The organism is Sphingobium lactosutens (genome assembly GCF_013393185.1).
In the GTDB taxonomy this organism is placed as follows: Bacteria; Pseudomonadota; Alphaproteobacteria; order Sphingomonadales; family Sphingomonadaceae; genus Sphingobium; species Sphingobium lactosutens_A.
In genome coordinates this window covers 1-16674 of sequence record NZ_QJQX01000032.1, presented here as the reverse complement: position 1 = coordinate 16674, position 16674 = coordinate 1, and the positions used below count along the sequence as shown (strand labels likewise).

Annotated in this window: 20 protein-coding genes; 9 read left to right on the top strand and 11 right to left on the bottom strand. The window is 59.4% G+C overall.

Annotated elements, in window-relative coordinates; genetic code table 11:
* Nucleotides 1-135: 135 nt before the first annotated feature.
* From DM806_RS05030 to DM806_RS05020, 3 genes are all read right to left on the bottom strand, one after another.
* Nucleotides 136-855: a glycosyltransferase gene (locus tag DM806_RS05030; RefSeq protein ID WP_256869117.1), complete on the bottom strand. Its 720-nt coding sequence runs from the start codon at nucleotides 853-855 to the stop codon at nucleotides 136-138.
* 468 nt (nucleotides 856-1323) lie between these two features.
* Complete coding sequence (locus DM806_RS05025; RefSeq protein ID WP_256869112.1) at nucleotides 1324-1647, bottom strand: hypothetical protein; 324 nt, start codon at nucleotides 1645-1647, stop codon at nucleotides 1324-1326.
* Between the two features lie 8 nt (nucleotides 1648-1655).
* A complete protein-coding gene (locus DM806_RS05020; protein ID WP_256869111.1) occupies nucleotides 1656-2048 on the bottom strand; it encodes a tyrosine-type recombinase/integrase in 393 nt (130 codons plus the stop codon).
* A gap of 246 nt (nucleotides 2049-2294) precedes the next feature.
* Between DM806_RS05020 and DM806_RS05015 the strand changes: the two genes are divergently transcribed.
* The 5 genes from DM806_RS05015 (at nucleotide 2295) to DM806_RS04995 (ending at nucleotide 5696) form a co-directional block, all read left to right on the top strand.
* Nucleotides 2295-3002, top strand: coding sequence for a hypothetical protein (locus DM806_RS05015; protein ID WP_179042141.1), 708 nt, complete (start codon nucleotides 2295-2297; stop codon nucleotides 3000-3002).
* Between the two features lie 139 nt (nucleotides 3003-3141).
* Nucleotides 3142-3393, top strand: a complete 252-nt coding sequence (locus DM806_RS05010) for a hypothetical protein (protein WP_179042140.1) — start codon at nucleotides 3142-3144, stop codon at nucleotides 3391-3393.
* A gap of 186 nt (nucleotides 3394-3579) precedes the next feature.
* Nucleotides 3580-4170, top strand: a complete 591-nt coding sequence (locus DM806_RS05005; RefSeq protein ID WP_179042139.1) for a hypothetical protein — start codon at nucleotides 3580-3582, stop codon at nucleotides 4168-4170.
* A gap of 1044 nt (nucleotides 4171-5214) precedes the next feature.
* Nucleotides 5215-5376 (top strand): hypothetical protein, encoded by a 162-nt coding sequence (locus DM806_RS05000; protein ID WP_179042138.1) that lies wholly within the window; start codon nucleotides 5215-5217, stop codon nucleotides 5374-5376.
* A gap of 158 nt (nucleotides 5377-5534) precedes the next feature.
* Nucleotides 5535-5696, top strand: coding sequence for a hypothetical protein (locus DM806_RS04995; RefSeq protein WP_179042137.1), 162 nt, complete (start codon nucleotides 5535-5537; stop codon nucleotides 5694-5696).
* Between the two features lie 668 nt (nucleotides 5697-6364).
* Here the strand turns inward: DM806_RS04995 and DM806_RS27160 are convergent.
* Entirely contained in the window at nucleotides 6365-9889 is a 3525-nt protein-coding gene (locus tag DM806_RS27160; RefSeq protein ID WP_256869110.1) for a hypothetical protein, read from the bottom strand.
* 1 nt (nucleotide 9890) lies between these two features.
* Nucleotides 9891-10598: a hypothetical protein gene (locus tag DM806_RS04985; protein WP_256869109.1), complete on the bottom strand. Its 708-nt coding sequence runs from the start codon at nucleotides 10596-10598 to the stop codon at nucleotides 9891-9893.
* Nucleotides 10599-10714: 116 nt separating this feature from the next.
* Here DM806_RS04985 and DM806_RS04980 point away from each other — a divergent pair, with 116 nt between their 5' ends.
* Nucleotides 10715-11401 carry a S24 family peptidase gene (locus DM806_RS04980; RefSeq protein ID WP_179042135.1) on the top strand — a complete coding sequence of 229 codons (687 nt, stop codon included), beginning with the start codon at nucleotides 10715-10717 and terminating at the stop codon, nucleotides 11399-11401.
* A gap of 11 nt (nucleotides 11402-11412) precedes the next feature.
* Here the strand turns inward: DM806_RS04980 and DM806_RS04975 are convergent, their stop codons facing one another.
* From DM806_RS04975 to DM806_RS04955, 5 genes are all read right to left on the bottom strand, one after another.
* Nucleotides 11413-11868: a winged helix DNA-binding protein gene (locus tag DM806_RS04975; protein WP_179042134.1), complete on the bottom strand. Its 456-nt coding sequence runs from the start codon at nucleotides 11866-11868 to the stop codon at nucleotides 11413-11415.
* 170 nt (nucleotides 11869-12038) lie between these two features.
* Nucleotides 12039-12476, bottom strand: coding sequence for a JAB domain-containing protein (locus tag DM806_RS27760; protein WP_179042133.1), 438 nt, complete (start codon nucleotides 12474-12476; stop codon nucleotides 12039-12041).
* 38 nt (nucleotides 12477-12514) lie between these two features.
* Complete coding sequence (locus DM806_RS04965) at nucleotides 12515-12865, bottom strand: hypothetical protein (RefSeq protein WP_179042132.1); 351 nt, start codon at nucleotides 12863-12865, stop codon at nucleotides 12515-12517.
* 141 nt (nucleotides 12866-13006) lie between these two features.
* On the bottom strand, nucleotides 13007-13378 hold the full coding sequence (locus tag DM806_RS04960; RefSeq protein ID WP_179042131.1) for a hypothetical protein: 372 nt from the start codon (nucleotides 13376-13378) through the stop codon (nucleotides 13007-13009).
* A gap of 54 nt (nucleotides 13379-13432) precedes the next feature.
* The gene (locus tag DM806_RS04955) at nucleotides 13433-13897 is read right to left on the bottom strand and encodes a LuxR C-terminal-related transcriptional regulator (RefSeq protein ID WP_179042130.1); all 465 of its coding nucleotides are present in this window, start codon (nucleotides 13895-13897) and stop codon (nucleotides 13433-13435) included.
* Nucleotides 13898-14195: 298 nt separating this feature from the next.
* Here DM806_RS04955 and DM806_RS04950 point away from each other — a divergent pair, with 298 nt between their 5' ends.
* Genes DM806_RS04950 through DM806_RS04945 form a run of 3 tightly spaced genes read left to right on the top strand, consistent with a single transcriptional unit; the run spans nucleotide 14196 to nucleotide 15398 of the window.
* Nucleotides 14196-15005 (top strand): S1/P1 nuclease, encoded by an 810-nt coding sequence (locus DM806_RS04950; protein ID WP_179042129.1) that lies wholly within the window; start codon nucleotides 14196-14198, stop codon nucleotides 15003-15005.
* 1 nt (nucleotide 15006) lies between these two features.
* Nucleotides 15007-15207 carry a DUF5818 domain-containing protein gene (locus tag DM806_RS27155; protein WP_256869108.1) on the top strand — a complete coding sequence of 67 codons (201 nt, stop codon included), beginning with the start codon at nucleotides 15007-15009 and terminating at the stop codon, nucleotides 15205-15207.
* 2 nt (nucleotides 15208-15209) lie between these two features.
* The gene (locus DM806_RS04945) at nucleotides 15210-15398 is read left to right on the top strand and encodes a DUF6961 family protein (RefSeq protein ID WP_179042222.1); all 189 of its coding nucleotides are present in this window, start codon (nucleotides 15210-15212) and stop codon (nucleotides 15396-15398) included.
* Nucleotides 15399-15750: 352 nt separating this feature from the next.
* On the opposite strand, the gene tnpC is transcribed toward DM806_RS04945, so the two are convergent.
* Nucleotides 15751-16674: IS66 family transposase (gene tnpC / locus DM806_RS04940; protein ID WP_179041983.1), on the bottom strand; the 924-nt coding region annotated here is incomplete at its 5' end.

Here is a 16674-nt window from a genome sequence, read left to right as displayed (position 1 = left end):
ACTAGAGCAGATTCTAATCCGATTGAATCGGCTCGGCTGCTCTAGCTCTTTGTTTTACCGCGTTTTCCGAGCCATCAGGTGATTCCACCTGCTTCGAAAACGCTCTAGGTCGCCCGGCCGTTTTCGTTGGAGGGGTCAGGGCATCTGGAGGTCGCTGTCGTCGCCCTCGGGCTGGGGCGCGCGAGTTTCATGCTCGCCATATACCGTCCGGCCGTTCCAGAAGTCGTTATAATTGTTCCCGCCGGACAATTGGAGGTCGCCCAGGCCCGTTCCCCCTTCCTTGCGGGAGATTGCGATCAGCTTTTGATCGGGCGTGAAGCAGGCCAGGCCTTTGGGATAGCCCATGGGGGTCAGGAATCGCGCATGGCCGACCCATTGTTCGCTCCAGCCCTCGTCTGTTTCCTGTTCGGCCAGCGCCTTCACGAACGCGCGTCCGAGCAGCGCCGGGCCGGTGGGATGGAGCGAGTTCAGTCCATAATAGCGATTGCGGCAGTTCGCCAAAATCATCTCGATCGCGATTTCGATCTCCCTGCGCTTTGGGCGCGCCCAGATGATTCCGTTGGAGAGCGCTGTCCAGGCCGGACTGGAGGAGCGAACATCGAGGAACGAGACGATCGCTGCCGAAGGCGGGGGGCGGAGTGGCTCCATCCAAAAGAAGGAAATATCGCTATACAGGCCGCCCATTGCATGGAGCAGGCAAAGCCGGCCGAGATCGGCCTTGTACGCATAGGGGCGAAGCCCATCAAATGCCTGACACACTTCGGGAGGAAAAGCCTGCGTCATGAAGTCCCGCAGGTCATCATGCGTCCAAAGCCTATAGGTGGAGTTCGGGTATAGAAGCCGTAGCCGGTCCATATTCTCATCGAGCATCGGCGTCGATGCCACGAGCTTGTCAAAAGGCTCTGCGATAAGAATTTGGTGCACATGCGTGGGCGGGAAGTCCGGCGCGGAGCCGGCTGTCGCATCGGTCGGCCTTGGCGCCGAATGAGTATCTTGCGCCGCTTCTGCCATCCATCTGGTCTCCCGATCGATTGTTGCCGGACGCCAAGGTGCGGGGCCTGGTTGGACAAATATACATGGCGATGAAATGCGGTCATGCCAACGGGAGAGCGACAGAAAGGGGCTGCTCCGACCCGTTCCCTTTCGGAAGCAAGCCGAGGATCGTAGTTATCGGATCATATATCGCGATTTTCTGGAAGTTCTGGATGCCCGACGAGGATTCGAACCTCGATTGACGGAGTCAGAGGGCGTCCATAGGATACGGAAATGTGCGGATTTCATGGTCCATGTTGCATGCATGTTGCATCGATTCTTTCCGCTGCCTCACAGCCGGTGCTTTTCCATCCGCTTCCCGTTCTCCATCAGCGCACAAATGTACGAACGATCAGAGAACTCATCGTCGATTGCCTGGGAATGAGCGATAGCGTTCTCGCGGCACATCCGTAAGCCTGTGGCGCGGCCGATTAGCTGCTCGTCTTCCTCGTTATCAGCCGCCACGTTTTTCCAGTACCAGACTTCGTATTCCGCACGGCTTTCCACGTAATCGCAGGAATATCGAGACGCATATCTCTCGCAGCCGGCGATGCCGCATGCGCCCAACGCCAAGATTGCGGGCAGCGACAGGATAGCACGGATTTTGATAGGCATTGCAGCCATTACCCCATGAGTTCGCGTTCGATCGCGGCAGCCACGGCGCTGTCCTGATCCGCTTGGTCGAAAAGATGCCCGTAGGTATCGAACGTCACCTGAATCGAGCTGTGGCCCATCCATTTCTGCACCCGCTTGGGGTTCACGCGCTGCTCGATCCACAACGAGGCGGCAGCATGGCGGAAATCGTGGAGGGTGTAGCGCTGGGCCGTCATCGGAAGCTGCTCTTTGTCCAGCACAGGCTTACCATCCTTTATCACTGGATCGGTAGTGCCAGCCGCCGCTTGAATCGCGCCCATGATGTTCACGTTCATGAATTGATGGCTCATCACCTTCTTGGCCAGCGACGGAAAGACGAGATCCTGTTCGGTGGGAGGACAGGCGACCTTCCACACCTTCAACGCCGCGATTGCTGAGCCGGGTATGAACGGGCAGCGCGACGAGGCAACGCGTCAGGCTAGCGCCGACGTCTGGGCTAAGGCGCGAGCCGCTAACGCCGGCGCATCTGGTTCGCCTATCACTTCCGCTGGCGCTCAGCGCACGGCGCCGGCACCGACTGCATCGCAGAAGAAGAGCGATGACGTGTGGTCCCGGGCGCATGCCAAGAATCAAGCGCTGCGCGCTCATCTCGACGGAGGGGAGCGGTAATGGGCATTTTCAATCGAGAAACAGGGTCTGATGCAGAACTGCCGCCGATCGAACAAGCGAGAGTAGCAGTTGAGGCGATCGACATCGCCCCTCATGTCGATCGGCTCGACTCTATCAAACTGGCGATCGCCGCCAAGGAGAAGGCGCGCGCGCAAGCTCAGGAGCGTCTGCAGGAGGTCCATCGCGCTATTGGTGAAGCGCGACAGCCTGACGGAGATGCTATCGCGCTTGCGCTGCTTCGCCACGGGGAAATGCCGGCCGTTGCGCCAGATCTCGAGCGCGAAAAGGATCAGCTAGTCGCGGGCATCGCGGCGCTGAACCGTCAGATCAATGAGGACTACTATCCGCTGCGAGAACCGTGGAACGGGCTAAAAGACGAGATCTCGGAAGCGATGGATCCACTGATCGACGAGCTTTACCGACGGGCGCAGGAGATAATCGGGCAAGTCGAAACCCTGTACGCGGCCTCAGCGGCGCTCTCCCGTCTGACACGAACCAGCCGGGTCGATAAGCTTCGTCAGTTCAGTGGCACGATGCTGGCGAGCGGGCGCGAGTTCCGCCGGTTTTTCGATTTTCTGGTAGATATTCCCGTCGATCCAGCGCTGCTGGCATTCAACCAGCTGCCTGCGGTCAAAGCCATGCGGTATGGGCTGCCGGTCACAGTTGCTCCGCCCTCGCAGCTGCAGATGGAGCGTGACGGCCTCTGACAGACATAACTGGCTGGCGCTTCGGTCTGGCGCCAGCCGATAATCGATCGATGGGGCTTTTCATCCTTTTCCCCCATCGCACCTTGCCCGGCGCCGGCGCCATGACACCCAACGCGCCGGGCCACTTTTCGAGATCGCTATGGCTGACATCGTCCTTCATCCCGCCGCCCGTGAGAAACTCCAAGCCAGGCTGGCCGAAGTCGAGGCGATTCTTGCGCAGATTGATGGAGGCTTGCTGCATCTGCTGGCCGATCCGCAATATAGGGCGTCTACGGCAGTCAATGCGCGGCGCGAGGGGGTGAGCGTTGAAGAGATGCATCGCCGGGGATCGGCAGGGGCACGTCAGCATTTTGAGGCGGAAGCTGCCGGTATTCGGAAAACGCTGAGTTGAGGATGGCGGCGAAGGACTGCCACATCGATATGCTGGTTGCGGCGCGGATGTGGTGGGCATCTCCCGGGCGCTGAGGGGGCATCGCTCCATCGACGTGTGATCTTGATCACGAACGACTGGGGGAACAGCTTGATATCCGCAACGCTGGGAAGCTATTCGTTTCCCCGGGGACATTTTGGGGGTTTCATGATTCGAGTAATGATTTGCGCGGCCGCTCTGGTCGCGTCGACCGGCGTCTATGCTCAGACGGGAACTGCGTTGCCCGCCAGCACGCTTATTACGGTGACGCCCAACGAAGAAATCACCTCCAAGAAAATTGAGGTGGGAACGCAAGTTGCCTTTTCGGTGGTCAATGACATCGTGGAAGACGGCATTGTGGCTATCCCGCGCGGATCACAGGTTGCCGGCACCATCACATGGAAGACCGGCAAAGCGATCGGCGGAAAGTCCGGCAAGTTCGAGGTGAAATTCGATAGCGTGAATGTGCGCGGCCGGGCCTACGCACTGCGCGGCGTTCATCGTCAGGAAGGCAAAGGTAATACAGCGGCGGCATTGCTTGGCTCGATCCTCGTCAGCGGACGATCAGCCCAAATGCTGCCTGGACAGATGGCCAATGCTTTCACAGCCGAGCCAATCCCGTTCGCTATGGCTCGGGCAGTTCCAGCCGCGGCCGATCCGGCTGTCGCAGCAGCGCCCGCACCCGCACCGGTACGGGCCCCCGCGCCCGCCGCTTCGAGGTCGATGGTCGACTCGTCGCTGGAGATCAATCCGCGATAACCAGATTCGCATCGCGAGAATTGCAACCCCGTCTAGGGACGGCGGAGCATAGACTTGAAAAATAGCCCGACCTCCGCGCGGGGGGTCGGGCTAGTGGGAGGTCCTTTACAAAGCCTCCAGGTCGCAATGGCGGATTACTCCTTCCCGGCCGAGTCGCCGCGTGATTTCAATCACGCGATCGTTGCCCGCGCCGTGCAGCGTCGATATTGAGATGGCGGTCCTGTCGCGTGTCATCTCATCGCGGCGTGCGGCAGGGCTATCTTGGCGGTGATATCGGGCGCCGCGGATTTCTGCTCCACCAAGAATACCGTCATTCGCAGATGATCAATCGGATCCGATTTGGTGATCAGAGCTTCATAGCCGTTAACCGCGATTGTTCGGGAACGTAATGGTCAGGCGCGCGTCTCCTGTCCGCGACCTTACAGATCGCCCTTTCGATAGCCTCACCTCTCGCCTCCTTCTGGGAGGTGAGGCATTTCGCTTTCGAGAGCTTCACCATGTCCGTCTCAAAGGCATTATTTTTCAGTCTTGTGATCTGGGCACTGCTTATCTGCATTATGGTGGCTGCTGCCTGGGCTCTGCCAGTTCCCGTATAACCGATCGGATGTCCGCGGCTTAGGGCGACCCCATGCCATGGCAGGGATCGCCCGCCATGCAGTCCAAACGATGGCCTTAGTTTCCTCTCATATTAGACGGTGGTGTCAATATTGCTCGGCATCGATGCGCCCGAACTGGCTGGAGAAGCGGGCGCGGCGGAGCTTGACAATCAGCCCGGTCACGCGCGTTCGGAACGGCCGGACGGGCGCCCAAGTCTACGCCGGTGATTGCTATCTGGCATGCTAGCAATTGAGCAGGGGCAGGGCGATCTACAAGCCGAAATGGAGCAGCGGCGGCGGTTCGCGATAGAATGCCGTGCTGCCAGCCGCTTACGGACTGGTTGATTTCGATCAGCACGATTCTCCGGAACGCGACTCGGCGATGACCGGTTGAGCGCGCGTGTCATCAGACACAGCAGGGTCATCAGACACAGCAGGAGAGTGTGAAATGGCAGACCAGAACCAGAATCAGAACCCGGGTCAGCAAGGCGGTCAGCCCCAGCAGCCAGGCCAGCCCGGACAGCAGGATCAGCAGGACGAGCAGCGCCGCCAGCAGGGTGGGGGCCGGCAGCCAGAACGCCGCGACGACGAAGGTCGCGAACAGCGGTAATCACGCGTATCCCATAGCGTGAGGGGGCCGTCCCAACCGGGGCGGCCCTTTTTTATTGGAAACTGCGCGAGCGGCCGACATCGATGCGAATAGGCGTGACCCAGGTCACGTCCACATCTGTGATTTGCCGTCATAGTGAGCCGATGCATAGGGGGGATATGGAGCAAGACGCGCCGGAGCCAGATCAGGTTTTTGGGAATCAGGATGATGCTCGATCCTGGGACAGCGCCATGCTTCTTGAAATCGTCCTGATTACCGCCTTGGTCTTGATTGCAGCGCACGAAGGCATCAGCGCGATCTTCACGGCGGTCATGCAATAAATTTCAGCACTGCGCCGGGCAGGATGTGTTGACCTGCGCCAGCCAGCGTGGTCAGTCCGTGACCGATCCCGGTCGTTTAGCGACCACCCCCCAGACCGGACCTTATGGCCGGGATCAACTTTTGCTGCTGCGAGGAAAAAACGCCCGCCGGCATCGTACCGACGGGCAGTCCGGCCATGTCAAAGATTTAGGCCGGTGGGAGGGGGAGTGTGTCGATCGCCCGGCATAAGATCGCCAGGCTTATTTGAATGCTGGAGACAGTCTCGCACGACGAGCAACGACCTTGTCGGCAAAGTCTGCTTCGCGGAGCCAAGTAGCGGCTGCCGTCAGCTCAACGTCGCGTACGTTCGGAAGTGTGGCGGCATCGGCGCGAGCTTGATGGCCGGCTGCCTGCGCACGGCAGAAATCTGGATCTTGTGACATGTGTTCTCCCTATCGAGAGACACAATGTCTCGGCGCCAAAGATGTTCCGATTGCGCAATGAGTGCGGGTCTTTGCTCAGCTGGTAGCGCATTCGCCGCGCATATGAATCGATCCGTCGATGGGCGCTTGTGAGAGCGCAAATGATATGGAGATGTGGCCCGGCCAGGTCAGTGCCCCCCACGGATCTGGTGTTCGATCAAGGCCCCGTTTCATCCCCCCTTTCTCGAAACGGGGCCACTAATCCTTCAGAAATTGCTTCTCGCGACCAACGCCTCTTGTTTCGAGCCACTGCCCGATTGACCTGAGACCGTCCGGACCAAGGCAATGATGTTGGTGGAGATGGCCTTCAGCTCCGATGTTTGCGCGCCAAGTTCCGTCTTCATGACGGATACAAGCGTTGCCGTCTGGGTCTCCGTCGCCGAAACCATAGGCGCAAGGCTCATATCGCTAGCGAACAGGCCAGGCCTCGCCTCCGAGATGGAGGCGATATTGCCTTCAGCATCAATGCGGCTCTTGGTCAGCCCAGTCACCTCGTCCAGCAGTTTGAAATAGTCCTCGCTGGACCCATAGATTTGGCGCTGGAGATCGAGCAGCGTCTGGGCCGCATCGGCGTAGTCGTCATAGGCGGTGGTGTCGCCGGCGGCCACGCGCTGGGCGAGGGGATCATAATTGGCCTGCGCCTCCACCAGCCGGTCGCGCAGGGACCGGGCATCGTTGCCGACGGTCAGATCATCGAACAGCGATTTGAGCGACGCAGTGACCTTCTCGGCCGCCTCCTTGACCGCAGCGGCTCGCTCGATGCCATACAGCTCTTCCAGCTGGGCATATTCCTCAGCCGAAGCGCCGGCCTCCTCGAAGATGCCCCGGAGCCGCTTGAACTCCTTGTCGAGCGTGTCGAGCGCGGCGCCGACTGGATCCTTGTAGGATTTGAGGCGCGAGAAAACATCTTCGAAATCCAGCGCCTTTTGCAGCTGGGCTTCAACATCGTCGGAAGCGGCGAGCAGTGCCTGGGTCGACGCGCGGAGCCCCTCCAGCGCACCGTCTTTCACCGCATCAGCGATCGCGTACTTGATGGCATCCTCCGCGCCGTTCTCGCCGAAGTCCTTGATGTCGGTCCGCCCGGAGCCGCCCTTGAGCTTCCCTGTCCGACCCGTGGTGCTGACGCGCCACTTGCCCTTATATTGGCCGATCGAGACGTTGTAGCCGCCAACGTCCGCGCCGAACTGCTCGGCGATGGCGTCGAGTCCGCTCTGGATCGAGGTGCCCGCTAGGCCAGCGTTGGAGCGATAGGCGCTCTTGTTGCCGCCCACGGATACGTCGCTGTCGGCATTGCCGGTGACAGCAGCCGTGCCCCACTTCGCGCTGGTGAACATGCCTCCAATGGCACCGCCCAGAATACCGCCGGCGATAGATCCCAAAGGCCCGGCGAAGTCGCCCAAGCCTTTAGCGATAGTCTCCAGTCCTTTGCCCAGCACCTTCTCGCCGACCTTGTTGCCGATGGCCCCGCCGATTGCGCTGCCCAGGCGGTCATTCCCCGAGCCGAAGATCAGGCCGCCAGCCGTTTGGCCATATGCGGCGCCCTGCACGGCGGCAGCGACCTCCTTGCCGATATTCTTTGCCTGGTCCTCGGGAAGAGCTTTGGCGAGCAAACGTGTAAAGGTCGTCTCCATGAACGTAACCGGATCGCCAATAGCCTTGCGGCCATTCACCACAATGTCGGCATAGGCTTGTTGTGCGCCATTATCGTTAGCTGCTGCGACCGGTCCGCCGGCGATCTCGTTGGTAACGGCAGCAAGGGCATTACCCGTAGCTTCCACCTTGGTCGCCATAAGCATCAGAGCATCGTTGACCACTTCGCTGGCGCTCTTGACGCCGGTGGCCGCGCGGATCTCGTCATTGATGCCGCGGAAGATGTCGCCGAATAGCTGCTCGCTAACGACGTCCGAGAGCAGATTGTCGAAGGTGCCCATCACGTTGTTGACCAGGCCGCCAAGCGCCCCGAAGCCATCCGCCCTGATGCTGGCGATGCTCTGCTGGATGGAACTCTGGATGCTTGAGCTGGCCGCGAGGAAGGCCTGCTGCTCAGCCTGGAGCCTTTCCATGGATTTAGCCTGCTGATCCAGCGCCTGCACGCTATCGACGATGGCCTGACGGCGTGCCGCGTCAAGCGGACCCATGTCACGCTGCATGCCAAGGATCTGACGCACCGCTTCTGCTTCATTGCGTCTGCCGTCCAGCAGAAGGTCGCCGATGACGAGTTGCTCGCGCTGCCGGGCAATGAAGTCGTCATAAGGTCGAACGAGGCCGTCCTTGACGACAGCCTTGGCTTCGTTCGCTTGAGCGATCAGCCCCTCATAGCCCGCCGGCTTCCGCCTTTCGAGATCGCCAATCAGGTCGTCCAGTTCGCGCGTCGCCTGCGCCGCCCGATCGATGAGGCGCGGCTGATCATCGAATGCCTCATTGATCCGCTGGATGCGCTCTGCTGCCGTCTCGCCGAATTCGGCCAGAGCATTGGCCTTCGATTTCGAGCTGCGGTCGTCCTTCGGCTTGAGGAGCAGAGCCCTGTCAGACGCCGTGCCAGCTTGGCGAGCCAGACGCTCTGCGGCTTCGAAGGTCTTTTGGTTGGCCAATTCGACGCCAAGGCTGGCGACGGACTTCGCAGCTTCAGCAAACGCTTCATCCGTAAGCGCGCCAGCCTTGCGCAGATTGTCCAGCCGCTGCACAGCGGTGGTTGTGTCGATCTCGCCGGTCAAGAAGGCTTTCGAGATCGCGCCTACGGCTCCAGCCGGCCGCCGCTCCACGTCAAAGCCGCCACCCATGCCGCCAGAGAGGGACCAGGTAGGGCGCTGCAGCCCTTCGACCTCGCCGCGCAATGCGACCGCCCGTGCTTGCGCCTGGATCGCTGCCACTTTCGCTTGTGCAATCGCTAGGGCAATCAACTCCTGGCGCTGCGTCGAGATCTTGCCGGTCGTGATATCCATCACATTGCCGAGGATGCTTTGGGCATTGCCGACGCTGTCGGAGGAGAATTTGACCTTTTCCAGAGCGTCGGCCGCGTCCTCCGACTTGCCGATGAGGGCGCTGAGGGCCGTGCCTGCAATGAGCAGTGCGGCGGTCCAAGGGCTGGAAAGGATGCGGCCAACTGCTGCGGCCCGGCCGCCCATCTGAGAGAGAGCGAAAGCTGCCTGCGTGCCTTGTTGGGTGAGGATCATGAGCGGGTTCATGCCAAGCTGAAGCATGATGGCCGTGTCCTGCATCTGCTGGCCGAGCATCATCTGCGCCTGGCGATGCGCGTTGGAGGACCGCGCCGCCATAATCTGCCCGCTTGCCAGGGCCGTCATATCGATATTGTTGCGCCGCGCAGCATCAGCCATCTGTTCGACTGCGGCAACATGGAGATGCGCTGACCGTGCAGCATGCTCCTCCTCATCGGCCAGCCGGCGCGCCGTAACAATGGAGACCTGGGTAACAGCGCTATAATCAGCTTCAGCCGCCGCTGCCGCCGCCAGGGCATTAGCGAGTTGGCGGGCGGATTGGGCCCTGCCGTCGGCTGCTGCTGCGGCGGCGCGCATCTCGGGAATGCCGAAATCGCTGCGGCCGCCCACCACAGCCCGTTGCACTTCCCGTTGTAGATCTTCCATGGAGATCTCTGCCGCCTTGCGGGCGCGGTTGACGGAAGTCTGCATGGCGCGCTCGAAGGCCGGGACGCCATCAGACGTCTCCTGATAGGTCGCGCGGATGAACGCGGGAAAGACGGCTCCAGATGCCATATTATTTCTCCAGTTGGGCTGCGATGAGCGCGGGCAATTCGGCCCTGACACCATCGATGATCTTGTGAGGGTCGACGCGCGCCTGGCGCGACGTTGAGCGGATGCCGGTGAAGGCGATGAAGTTTTCGCGAAGAGTCCGACCGGCGCGGGCCTTCCCACTTTTCGGCAGGCGGCGAGGGGAGGGGCGGCCTTCCTGGCGCACCGTGACCGCCGGCACGATGAGCAGGACCTCGCCAGCGTGACGGCCGGGAATTTTGACTAACGGTCCAATTCGCTGCGCTAGGCCAGAAGACTGCCAGCTGCCGGGAGTGAGCCGAGCGCCACCTTTTACCCGGCGCTGGAGTTCGGGAGAGGGTATCCAGAGCCATCGTGCGTCACGCGGCCGGATGGCTGCGCCACGCGTGTAAGCTTCGATCGCGCCGACGGTCCTCTCGTTGCGGCTCTTCAGATGGATCGCGCTGGAAGCGGATACCTCGCGGATCGATGAACGGTGTAGGCGGCCGCCCTTTTCCAGATCCGAGGTTGCGTCAACAGCGTTGCCGAGGCGGCCAAGGCCAGCGCCCGACATGGCATTGCGGATACGGCCAGTTGCCCTGCGGCCAGCCTCGTGGCTGGCTTCAAGCAGCGCACGCTCCGCCTTCTCGCGGATCTGGTGTTCTAGCTCTCTGAAGTGGGAAGGAGACGGCCCGGTGACCGTAGATTTGAACATGGCAAGCGCTCCGCAGAAATGCGGCGCCATGACGAAACCGGAATGCACTGGCGCAAGCTGAAGTGCAAGCTTAGGTTCTTGAAACGCTTCTCAAAAGAGAGCTGGGGGACCGATGAATGTTAGATGAGGGTGATGTGGCAGTAGATGTCCGGCAAACACTCGAGCGTCTCGCCGCGGAGCATGGAGAAAATTATGCTGACCTGTCACGGCTGATCGGTCGTAACACGGCCTATATTCAGCAGTTCATCAAGCGCGGCACGCCGCGCAAGCTGGACGAGGATGATCGCCGAGTGCTGGCACGCTATTTCGGCGTGCCGGAGGCGATGCTGGGTGGGGCATTGGCCGAGGCTGCGCCGTCGCCCCAGCCGCGCCTGCGGACGACACCGGCGGTGGTGGCGGTGCCGCGTCTGGCGCTGGGCGCCTCGGCAGGGGGCGGCACGCTGGACGAGGATGAACGGGCATCGGGTGTGATGGCGTTCGATGCCCGCTGGCTGCGTCACTTAGGCGTGCAGCCGCAGCGCGTGTCGATCATCCGGGTCGACGGCGAATCGATGGCGCCGACGCTGAGCGATGGCGACGACGTCATGGTCGATCATGATGATGATGCAGAACGGCTGCGTGATGGCGTTTATGTGCTGCGCCTTGACGGCGTGCTGATGGTGAAACGGATCGCCATGGGGCCGCGGCGCGGACGGTTCAGCGTGGTGAGCGACAATCCCCATTATCCCGACTGGGCCGATATCGACCCAGCGTTAGTTAATATTGTCGGGCGGATCGTGTGGGCAGGCCGTTCCGTGAAATAAGAGGCTTGCCCTTATCGATTGCAAATTAGATTTTGAAGAAAATTGACGACAACATCAATCCCTGGCTTGGTTATCTTCAATATTTTACGTCTTCCATCAAATGGATCTTCCTCTTGTTTTACCAAGCTCAAATCATTTAATCGCTTTATCATGCGTAATGCTGTTGTTTGTGGGACTTGGGATGCGATGCATGCGCTGCTGACATATATGGATCGCTCTTCAATTTTTGAAACGAATAGATCTAATAGTATTTCCCAAGCAGGATCTTCGAACAGGCGAGGGTAGGATTCATCACGTTTTCTCCGCCAGCGCAAATAGCGTCGAGCTGCGGCAGCCAGTTCTTCCGGGGATGTGTGGTCGCCTGTTTTGGAAGACGGAGCAGCACCCAACCGGTCCCATCCGTCGGTTAGCGCTGCAAGCGCAGCGGAAATTTGTGCAACGGCATCCTCTGTAGCGCGCGTCAACATGAACAATCACCTGGTAGAATGAGAGTGCGAGGATCGGAATGCTGATGAATGTCCCGTTACGGGGCGCCGACATTTGCGCCGATGTCGGCGCACTGAGCTCTTAGCAGGCCAAACAAGCCCGTAGATCTCGGGAGGTGCCGGAGTGCATCGGAATTAACCCGCCAACTCCGTCACAAAAGCCCATTATCTCGGAAGCTGAATAGATTATCGCCCGCGACAACCAAATGATCGCTCAGCCGCAAGCCTACTAGACGACAGGCTTGAGCAACATCTCTGGTGACGTGACAATCTTGTCGTGAGGGTATCGCTCGGCCGCCAGGATGATTGTGTGCGACCATGATCGAACTGGCGCTACGCAGAAGGGCAGACCTCAATACTAGCGAGATATCGAATGGCGCGCTGTCGACGTCGCCGTCAAATCGCACATCTCCGACGTATTCCCCGTTGGCGTGAAACATAAAGTGGATACGTTCGTGATGTAGATCCGTGAATAGTGCGGCGACTGCTGCAGTCCATGCGTTATGCCGGTGATGAACTAGGCGCGGCGGAATGCGTTGCACCTCACGTTGAGGTAGGTGCAATTGTCCGCCAGAAGGTTGCGTGACCATAAGGCCTCCTTCTGAATTTTTGATGTGTTCGCTGAGTGCTAAGTGATAGCTCGCGCTATCGCACGAAGCAGACTGGCACCATATTTTGCTGGAGATAAACGCCAGCCTCGATCTTTACAGATGCCGATTACCCAAACCGCGAGAATAGGTATGCCCCATATAGTGGAGAGGGTGTAATAAATTACCCTCACATAGACGGGGCTCAGCAAAGCGGCAAAATGCGATGCCGTGCCGTTGGCTTGGAACGCCGCCATCCAGATGAGCCACCAGCGACGATAGATCATTGCCAAGGCGACGAGTGAGGCCAGAAAAATGGCGTCAGTAGCAATTCTAAGCGGCTCAACTTTGGTCAATATCGGATGGAAGATCGATATCACCACACCCATCATCGTGGTCCCCATTGCAGCGGCCGCGGTCCACCGCCCCGCTGGCCCCCCTGCCAGAGCGGAGAAGGCGCTGCATGCTAGAACCAGCATCGTAAAGGTGACCACGATGATCATTGGGCTATGGAAATGATCTCTCGACCGCGGTCAAGCAGCGATCGTTGCTGGCTTGTCCAAATCGGCGATAGTGCTGCTCGCAACAGCGGGTATGGTGCAGCCCCAGAGGTGCACGTCTGCGGAAGTGGAGCGCATCCTTATCTTATGAGCCTGTTGATGAACCGATACGAGATCCCCACGGGATCGGACCATATTCGCTGCGCAATCCGCCAAGCTGGCATATAGCTTCTGACTGGAAAGCGGATCGAGACCGGAGGCCTTCCCAGTTTCAACGATCATCGTGCCCAAGCGTAGTGTGTGGGCAATCATGTCGTCCAGCTTCACATAGCCTTCATTTAGCCCGGTTGTGATATCTTGGCACTGATTGCGATCCAACGGCAGGCGTTCGTTTGACGTGCGCATGTATCCTCCGTGGCAAGTATCTGCTTGCCTCGCTTGAGCTGTCAGTTTTTCGGTTTAGCGGGCCAGTTCGGCGAACTGATCCATGACCCAAAGATAAATCACAACCACCACAGCAGTTGAAACTGCCGTTATGAGCGAGAGCTGTATGATCAGCCCGAGCGTCCGTAGAGGGGTGAGTTCATCCGTGGGGCCTCCGATGGGTGGAAACAGCTTCTTCATCAATTTTGATGATCGGCTGGCCGGCTTCGATCCGGCGTCTTCACACAGCCCAATTCCCTCCGTTTCGGCAATATCTTCCATTCTAAATTTAGAATCTAACTGAGATAACTCTTTGAATTTTCTTGCAGCTTCGTGGCGGCCATTTGCTCCCAAACTGGCGGCCGCCTTACTGAGATAAACATCGATAGTAGCGGGTGACTTGTCGATCACGCGGCCGATGTCCTTGCTAGCCGTCACCCCATCGGCGACGAGCTGCAAAATTTGCCTCTGTGTCGCGCTGAGTTGCGACAAGTCCGTCATGGTCATCCCTCCTGACACTGGCCGACTCTCGAGGTGGACCTATTAACCCGGTTAAGGTCGAATTAGCGATAACGTTCCTGATACTGAGCAACAAATTTTCTGGGACCGGAAGACAGCCGTCCGATGTACGCTGGACACTACCTGATTGCCGCTAAATCACTGTTTTTTGCGCATGGCCAAGAGTGGGTGCTGAAAGTCGTTATTACGACCAGAGTTTCGACTCCGAGCTGACCGACCGCCACCACCTCCGAATCGGACGTGGCTTTTCTTCGCGCTGAAATTTCGGCAATGAATGCCTATGTTTCGATCAACTCTCCTTATCGCCGCCTCTTTCGCTATTGCATCGCCCACACATGCTTGGGGGCCGATTGGCCATCGTATCACTGGGGCTATCGCGGATGAGAATCTGAGCGGGGTTGCCCGGGCGAATGTCCGTCTGATACTGGGCGCTGAGGATCTTGCGGAGGCAGCAACCTGGCCCGACGATATGAAGTCGGAGCAAGCCGAGTTCTGGCAGAAGACTGCAAGCCCCTGGCATTATGTCACCGTGAAAGCGGGCAATGCCTACCAAGCATCAGACGCGCCGCCCGAGGGCGACGCGATGACCGCCTTGGTGAAATTCACCGCTAAGCTGAGTGATCCGAAAGCATCGGCCGAGAGCAAGCGCCTAGCTCTGCGGTTCATCGTGCACATAATCGGCGATCTTCACCAGCCGCTGCACGCTGGCGGCGGAAACGACCGGGGCGGAAACGATTTCAAGGTCATTTGGTTTGGGCGATCTACCAATCTACATTCGGTCTGGGATACGGCCATGATCGAGCACCGTTCGCTGTCCTACTCGGAATATGCCCGCTGGCTAGCCCGATCAATGAAGCCAGAACAAATTATCTCTTGGAGCAGTGCCAATCCGGCTATGTGGCTCAGCGAGAGCATCGCGCTGCGCAAGGCCATCTATCCCGCTGACACCAGCATCTCATGGGATTATGCTTACCAGCATCGCCCAGAGCTGGACGATCGTCTGAAGCGAGGCGGAGTTCGGATAGCCGGCTATCTCAACGGGCTATTCGCCGACGCCCCACCCCTGCCTCAGCCAACAAATCGGAAGTAGGATGCCGAGGGGAGCGCGCCATGAGCTGGTTGGAGTGCTTGTTGTCGATGGCGCATGGCCGGTCTTGCGCGTCGCAGATGGCGGCGAGTGGAGGCTGGACCTAAGCGGCCGTTATCGTCACTTGCTGGGAAACCGCGTGCGAGTATGGGGGTGTCGATCAGAGTTCGATATGCTGGACGTCGACAGGATTGAGCCAGCGTGACCATGTCGGAAGACCAAGTCATGCTTGGAGCCGCGATGATGCTGCTCAAGCGACATGGCGACTTAGCGCCTGCAAAGGTGGCTGAGAGGATCGGTGAGCTGCATGCTGAAGGCGACGAAATGGGAGTTGCCACATGGAAGGCGATTGCAGCTCGTATGGACGAGATTATGCGTGCCGGACCAATGCAATAGCGCGATGCGCGATCGGCGCTGGGCCGCTCCCGTGGCGGGCCTGAGAGGCTAAAATTGCGGGTCCTACCGTGCGGATTTCGGGGGATAAAGCGGTGCAGAACCGCATCTGAGACACGAATTACCGTCTCTACCCACTGCGATTGTTAGAACTTCGACTTTGGCGAGATGCCTTCCAACGATCATACTCATCTTCTGCAGACGGGTCTTTCACCGCCAAAGCTGGAAGGGCGAATTGCTGGGCAATGTACTGGTCTAACGTAAGCGCGCATTTCGTAGCACGCTGCTTCCGGAGGCAGTGCGGCCATCATAGTTGACGCTGGACGAGATAGGCCACCGCAGCGACGTCGGCGGGTCAGGCTTGTCTTTCGAAGTTGAATGGCAGCAGGTCGTCGATATCGGCGTCGTGAGGGCGCTGGGGAAGTTCAGTGAGGACATGGCGTAGCCACGCGAGAGGCTCGACGCCGCAGGCGCGGCAAGTCAGCATCAGGCTGTAGGTGACGGCGCTCGCCCGTGCGCCGTCCACGGTATCGCAGAAGAGCCAGGATTTTCTTCCTGTTGCAAAAACCCTGATGTCGCGTTCGAGAAGGTTGTTATCGATCGGCATCCTGCCGTCTTCGACGTAGCGCGTCAGGTATTCCCACTGGTTGAGGGTGTAGGAGACCGCATCACCAAGCTTGGTGTCGGGCACAACCTTGGGCGCGATGTCATCGAGCCACGCCTTGAGTGCATCCAGGACCGGGACGCTATGTTTCTGGCGGAAGCGGCGCATGTAGCTGGCCTGCGTTTCCCCCTCATCGGGTATTTCGTCCCGCGCCTGCCTTTCGATCCGGTAGAGCTGGTCGAAGAACTTGAGCGCCTGTGCGGGCGGCCCGCCTTGTTTCTTCCTCGCCTTGAGGGCGTCGGCAAAGCGCCGTCTGGCGTGGGCCATGCAGCCCAGATGCGTGGCGCCTTTCAATGTGCGCCAGGCCGTATAGCCGTCACTCATCAGGATGCCGCGATAGTCGCCGAGGAAGGCCTGCGGATGTTCCTGCCCGCGACCGGGTTGATAGTCGAACAGCACGATCGGCTGTTCGCTGTCCTGGCTGCTGCGGTAGGCCCACATATACGAGGTGCTGGTAGGAGCCTTGCCCTCTTCCTTCAGCACCTGAACCGTAGTTTCGTCGCCATGAATGACCTCCTGGGACCGGAGCCGCAGCTTCAGGGCGTCAAAGATGCGATGCAAATGCCTCTCGCTCGAAGCGATCACCCAACGGCCCAGAGCACCACGGCTGACAGG

Excerpts from the sequence above, each read along its gene's own strand:
- DM806_RS05025 (WP_256869112.1), bottom strand. The coding sequence starts at position 1,647 with ATGCCTATCAAAATCCGTGCTATCCTGTCGCTGCCCGCAATCTTGGCG.
- DM806_RS27760 (WP_179042133.1), bottom strand. The coding sequence starts at position 12,476 with ATGGTCACGCAACCTTCTGGCGGACAATTGCACCTACCTCAACGTGAG.
- DM806_RS04980 (WP_179042135.1), top strand. The coding sequence starts at position 10,715 with ATGTTAGATGAGGGTGATGTGGCAGTAGATGTCCGGCAAACACTCGAG.
- DM806_RS05000 (WP_179042138.1), top strand. The coding sequence starts at position 5,215 with ATGGCAGACCAGAACCAGAATCAGAACCCGGGTCAGCAAGGCGGTCAG.
- DM806_RS27160 (WP_256869110.1), bottom strand. The coding sequence starts at position 9,889 with ATGGCATCTGGAGCCGTCTTTCCCGCGTTCATCCGCGCGACCTATCAG.
- DM806_RS04985 (WP_256869109.1), bottom strand. The coding sequence starts at position 10,598 with ATGTTCAAATCTACGGTCACCGGGCCGTCTCCTTCCCACTTCAGAGAG.
- DM806_RS05005 (WP_179042139.1), top strand. The coding sequence starts at position 3,580 with ATGATTCGAGTAATGATTTGCGCGGCCGCTCTGGTCGCGTCGACCGGC.
- DM806_RS04975 (WP_179042134.1), bottom strand. The coding sequence starts at position 11,868 with ATGTTGACGCGCGCTACAGAGGATGCCGTTGCACAAATTTCCGCTGCG.
- DM806_RS04950 (WP_179042129.1), top strand. The coding sequence starts at position 14,196 with ATGTTTCGATCAACTCTCCTTATCGCCGCCTCTTTCGCTATTGCATCG.
- DM806_RS04960 (WP_179042131.1), bottom strand. The coding sequence starts at position 13,378 with ATGCGCACGTCAAACGAACGCCTGCCGTTGGATCGCAATCAGTGCCAA.
- DM806_RS04995 (WP_179042137.1), top strand. The coding sequence starts at position 5,535 with ATGGAGCAAGACGCGCCGGAGCCAGATCAGGTTTTTGGGAATCAGGAT.
- DM806_RS04955 (WP_179042130.1), bottom strand. The coding sequence starts at position 13,897 with ATGACGGACTTGTCGCAACTCAGCGCGACACAGAGGCAAATTTTGCAG.
- DM806_RS04965 (WP_179042132.1), bottom strand. The coding sequence starts at position 12,865 with ATGATGGGTGTGGTGATATCGATCTTCCATCCGATATTGACCAAAGTT.
- DM806_RS04945 (WP_179042222.1), top strand. The coding sequence starts at position 15,210 with ATGTCGGAAGACCAAGTCATGCTTGGAGCCGCGATGATGCTGCTCAAG.
- DM806_RS05015 (WP_179042141.1), top strand. The coding sequence starts at position 2,295 with ATGGGCATTTTCAATCGAGAAACAGGGTCTGATGCAGAACTGCCGCCG.
- DM806_RS27155 (WP_256869108.1), top strand. The coding sequence starts at position 15,007 with ATGCCGAGGGGAGCGCGCCATGAGCTGGTTGGAGTGCTTGTTGTCGAT.
- DM806_RS05030 (WP_256869117.1), bottom strand. The coding sequence starts at position 855 with ATGGACCGGCTACGGCTTCTATACCCGAACTCCACCTATAGGCTTTGG.
- DM806_RS05010 (WP_179042140.1), top strand. The coding sequence starts at position 3,142 with ATGGCTGACATCGTCCTTCATCCCGCCGCCCGTGAGAAACTCCAAGCC.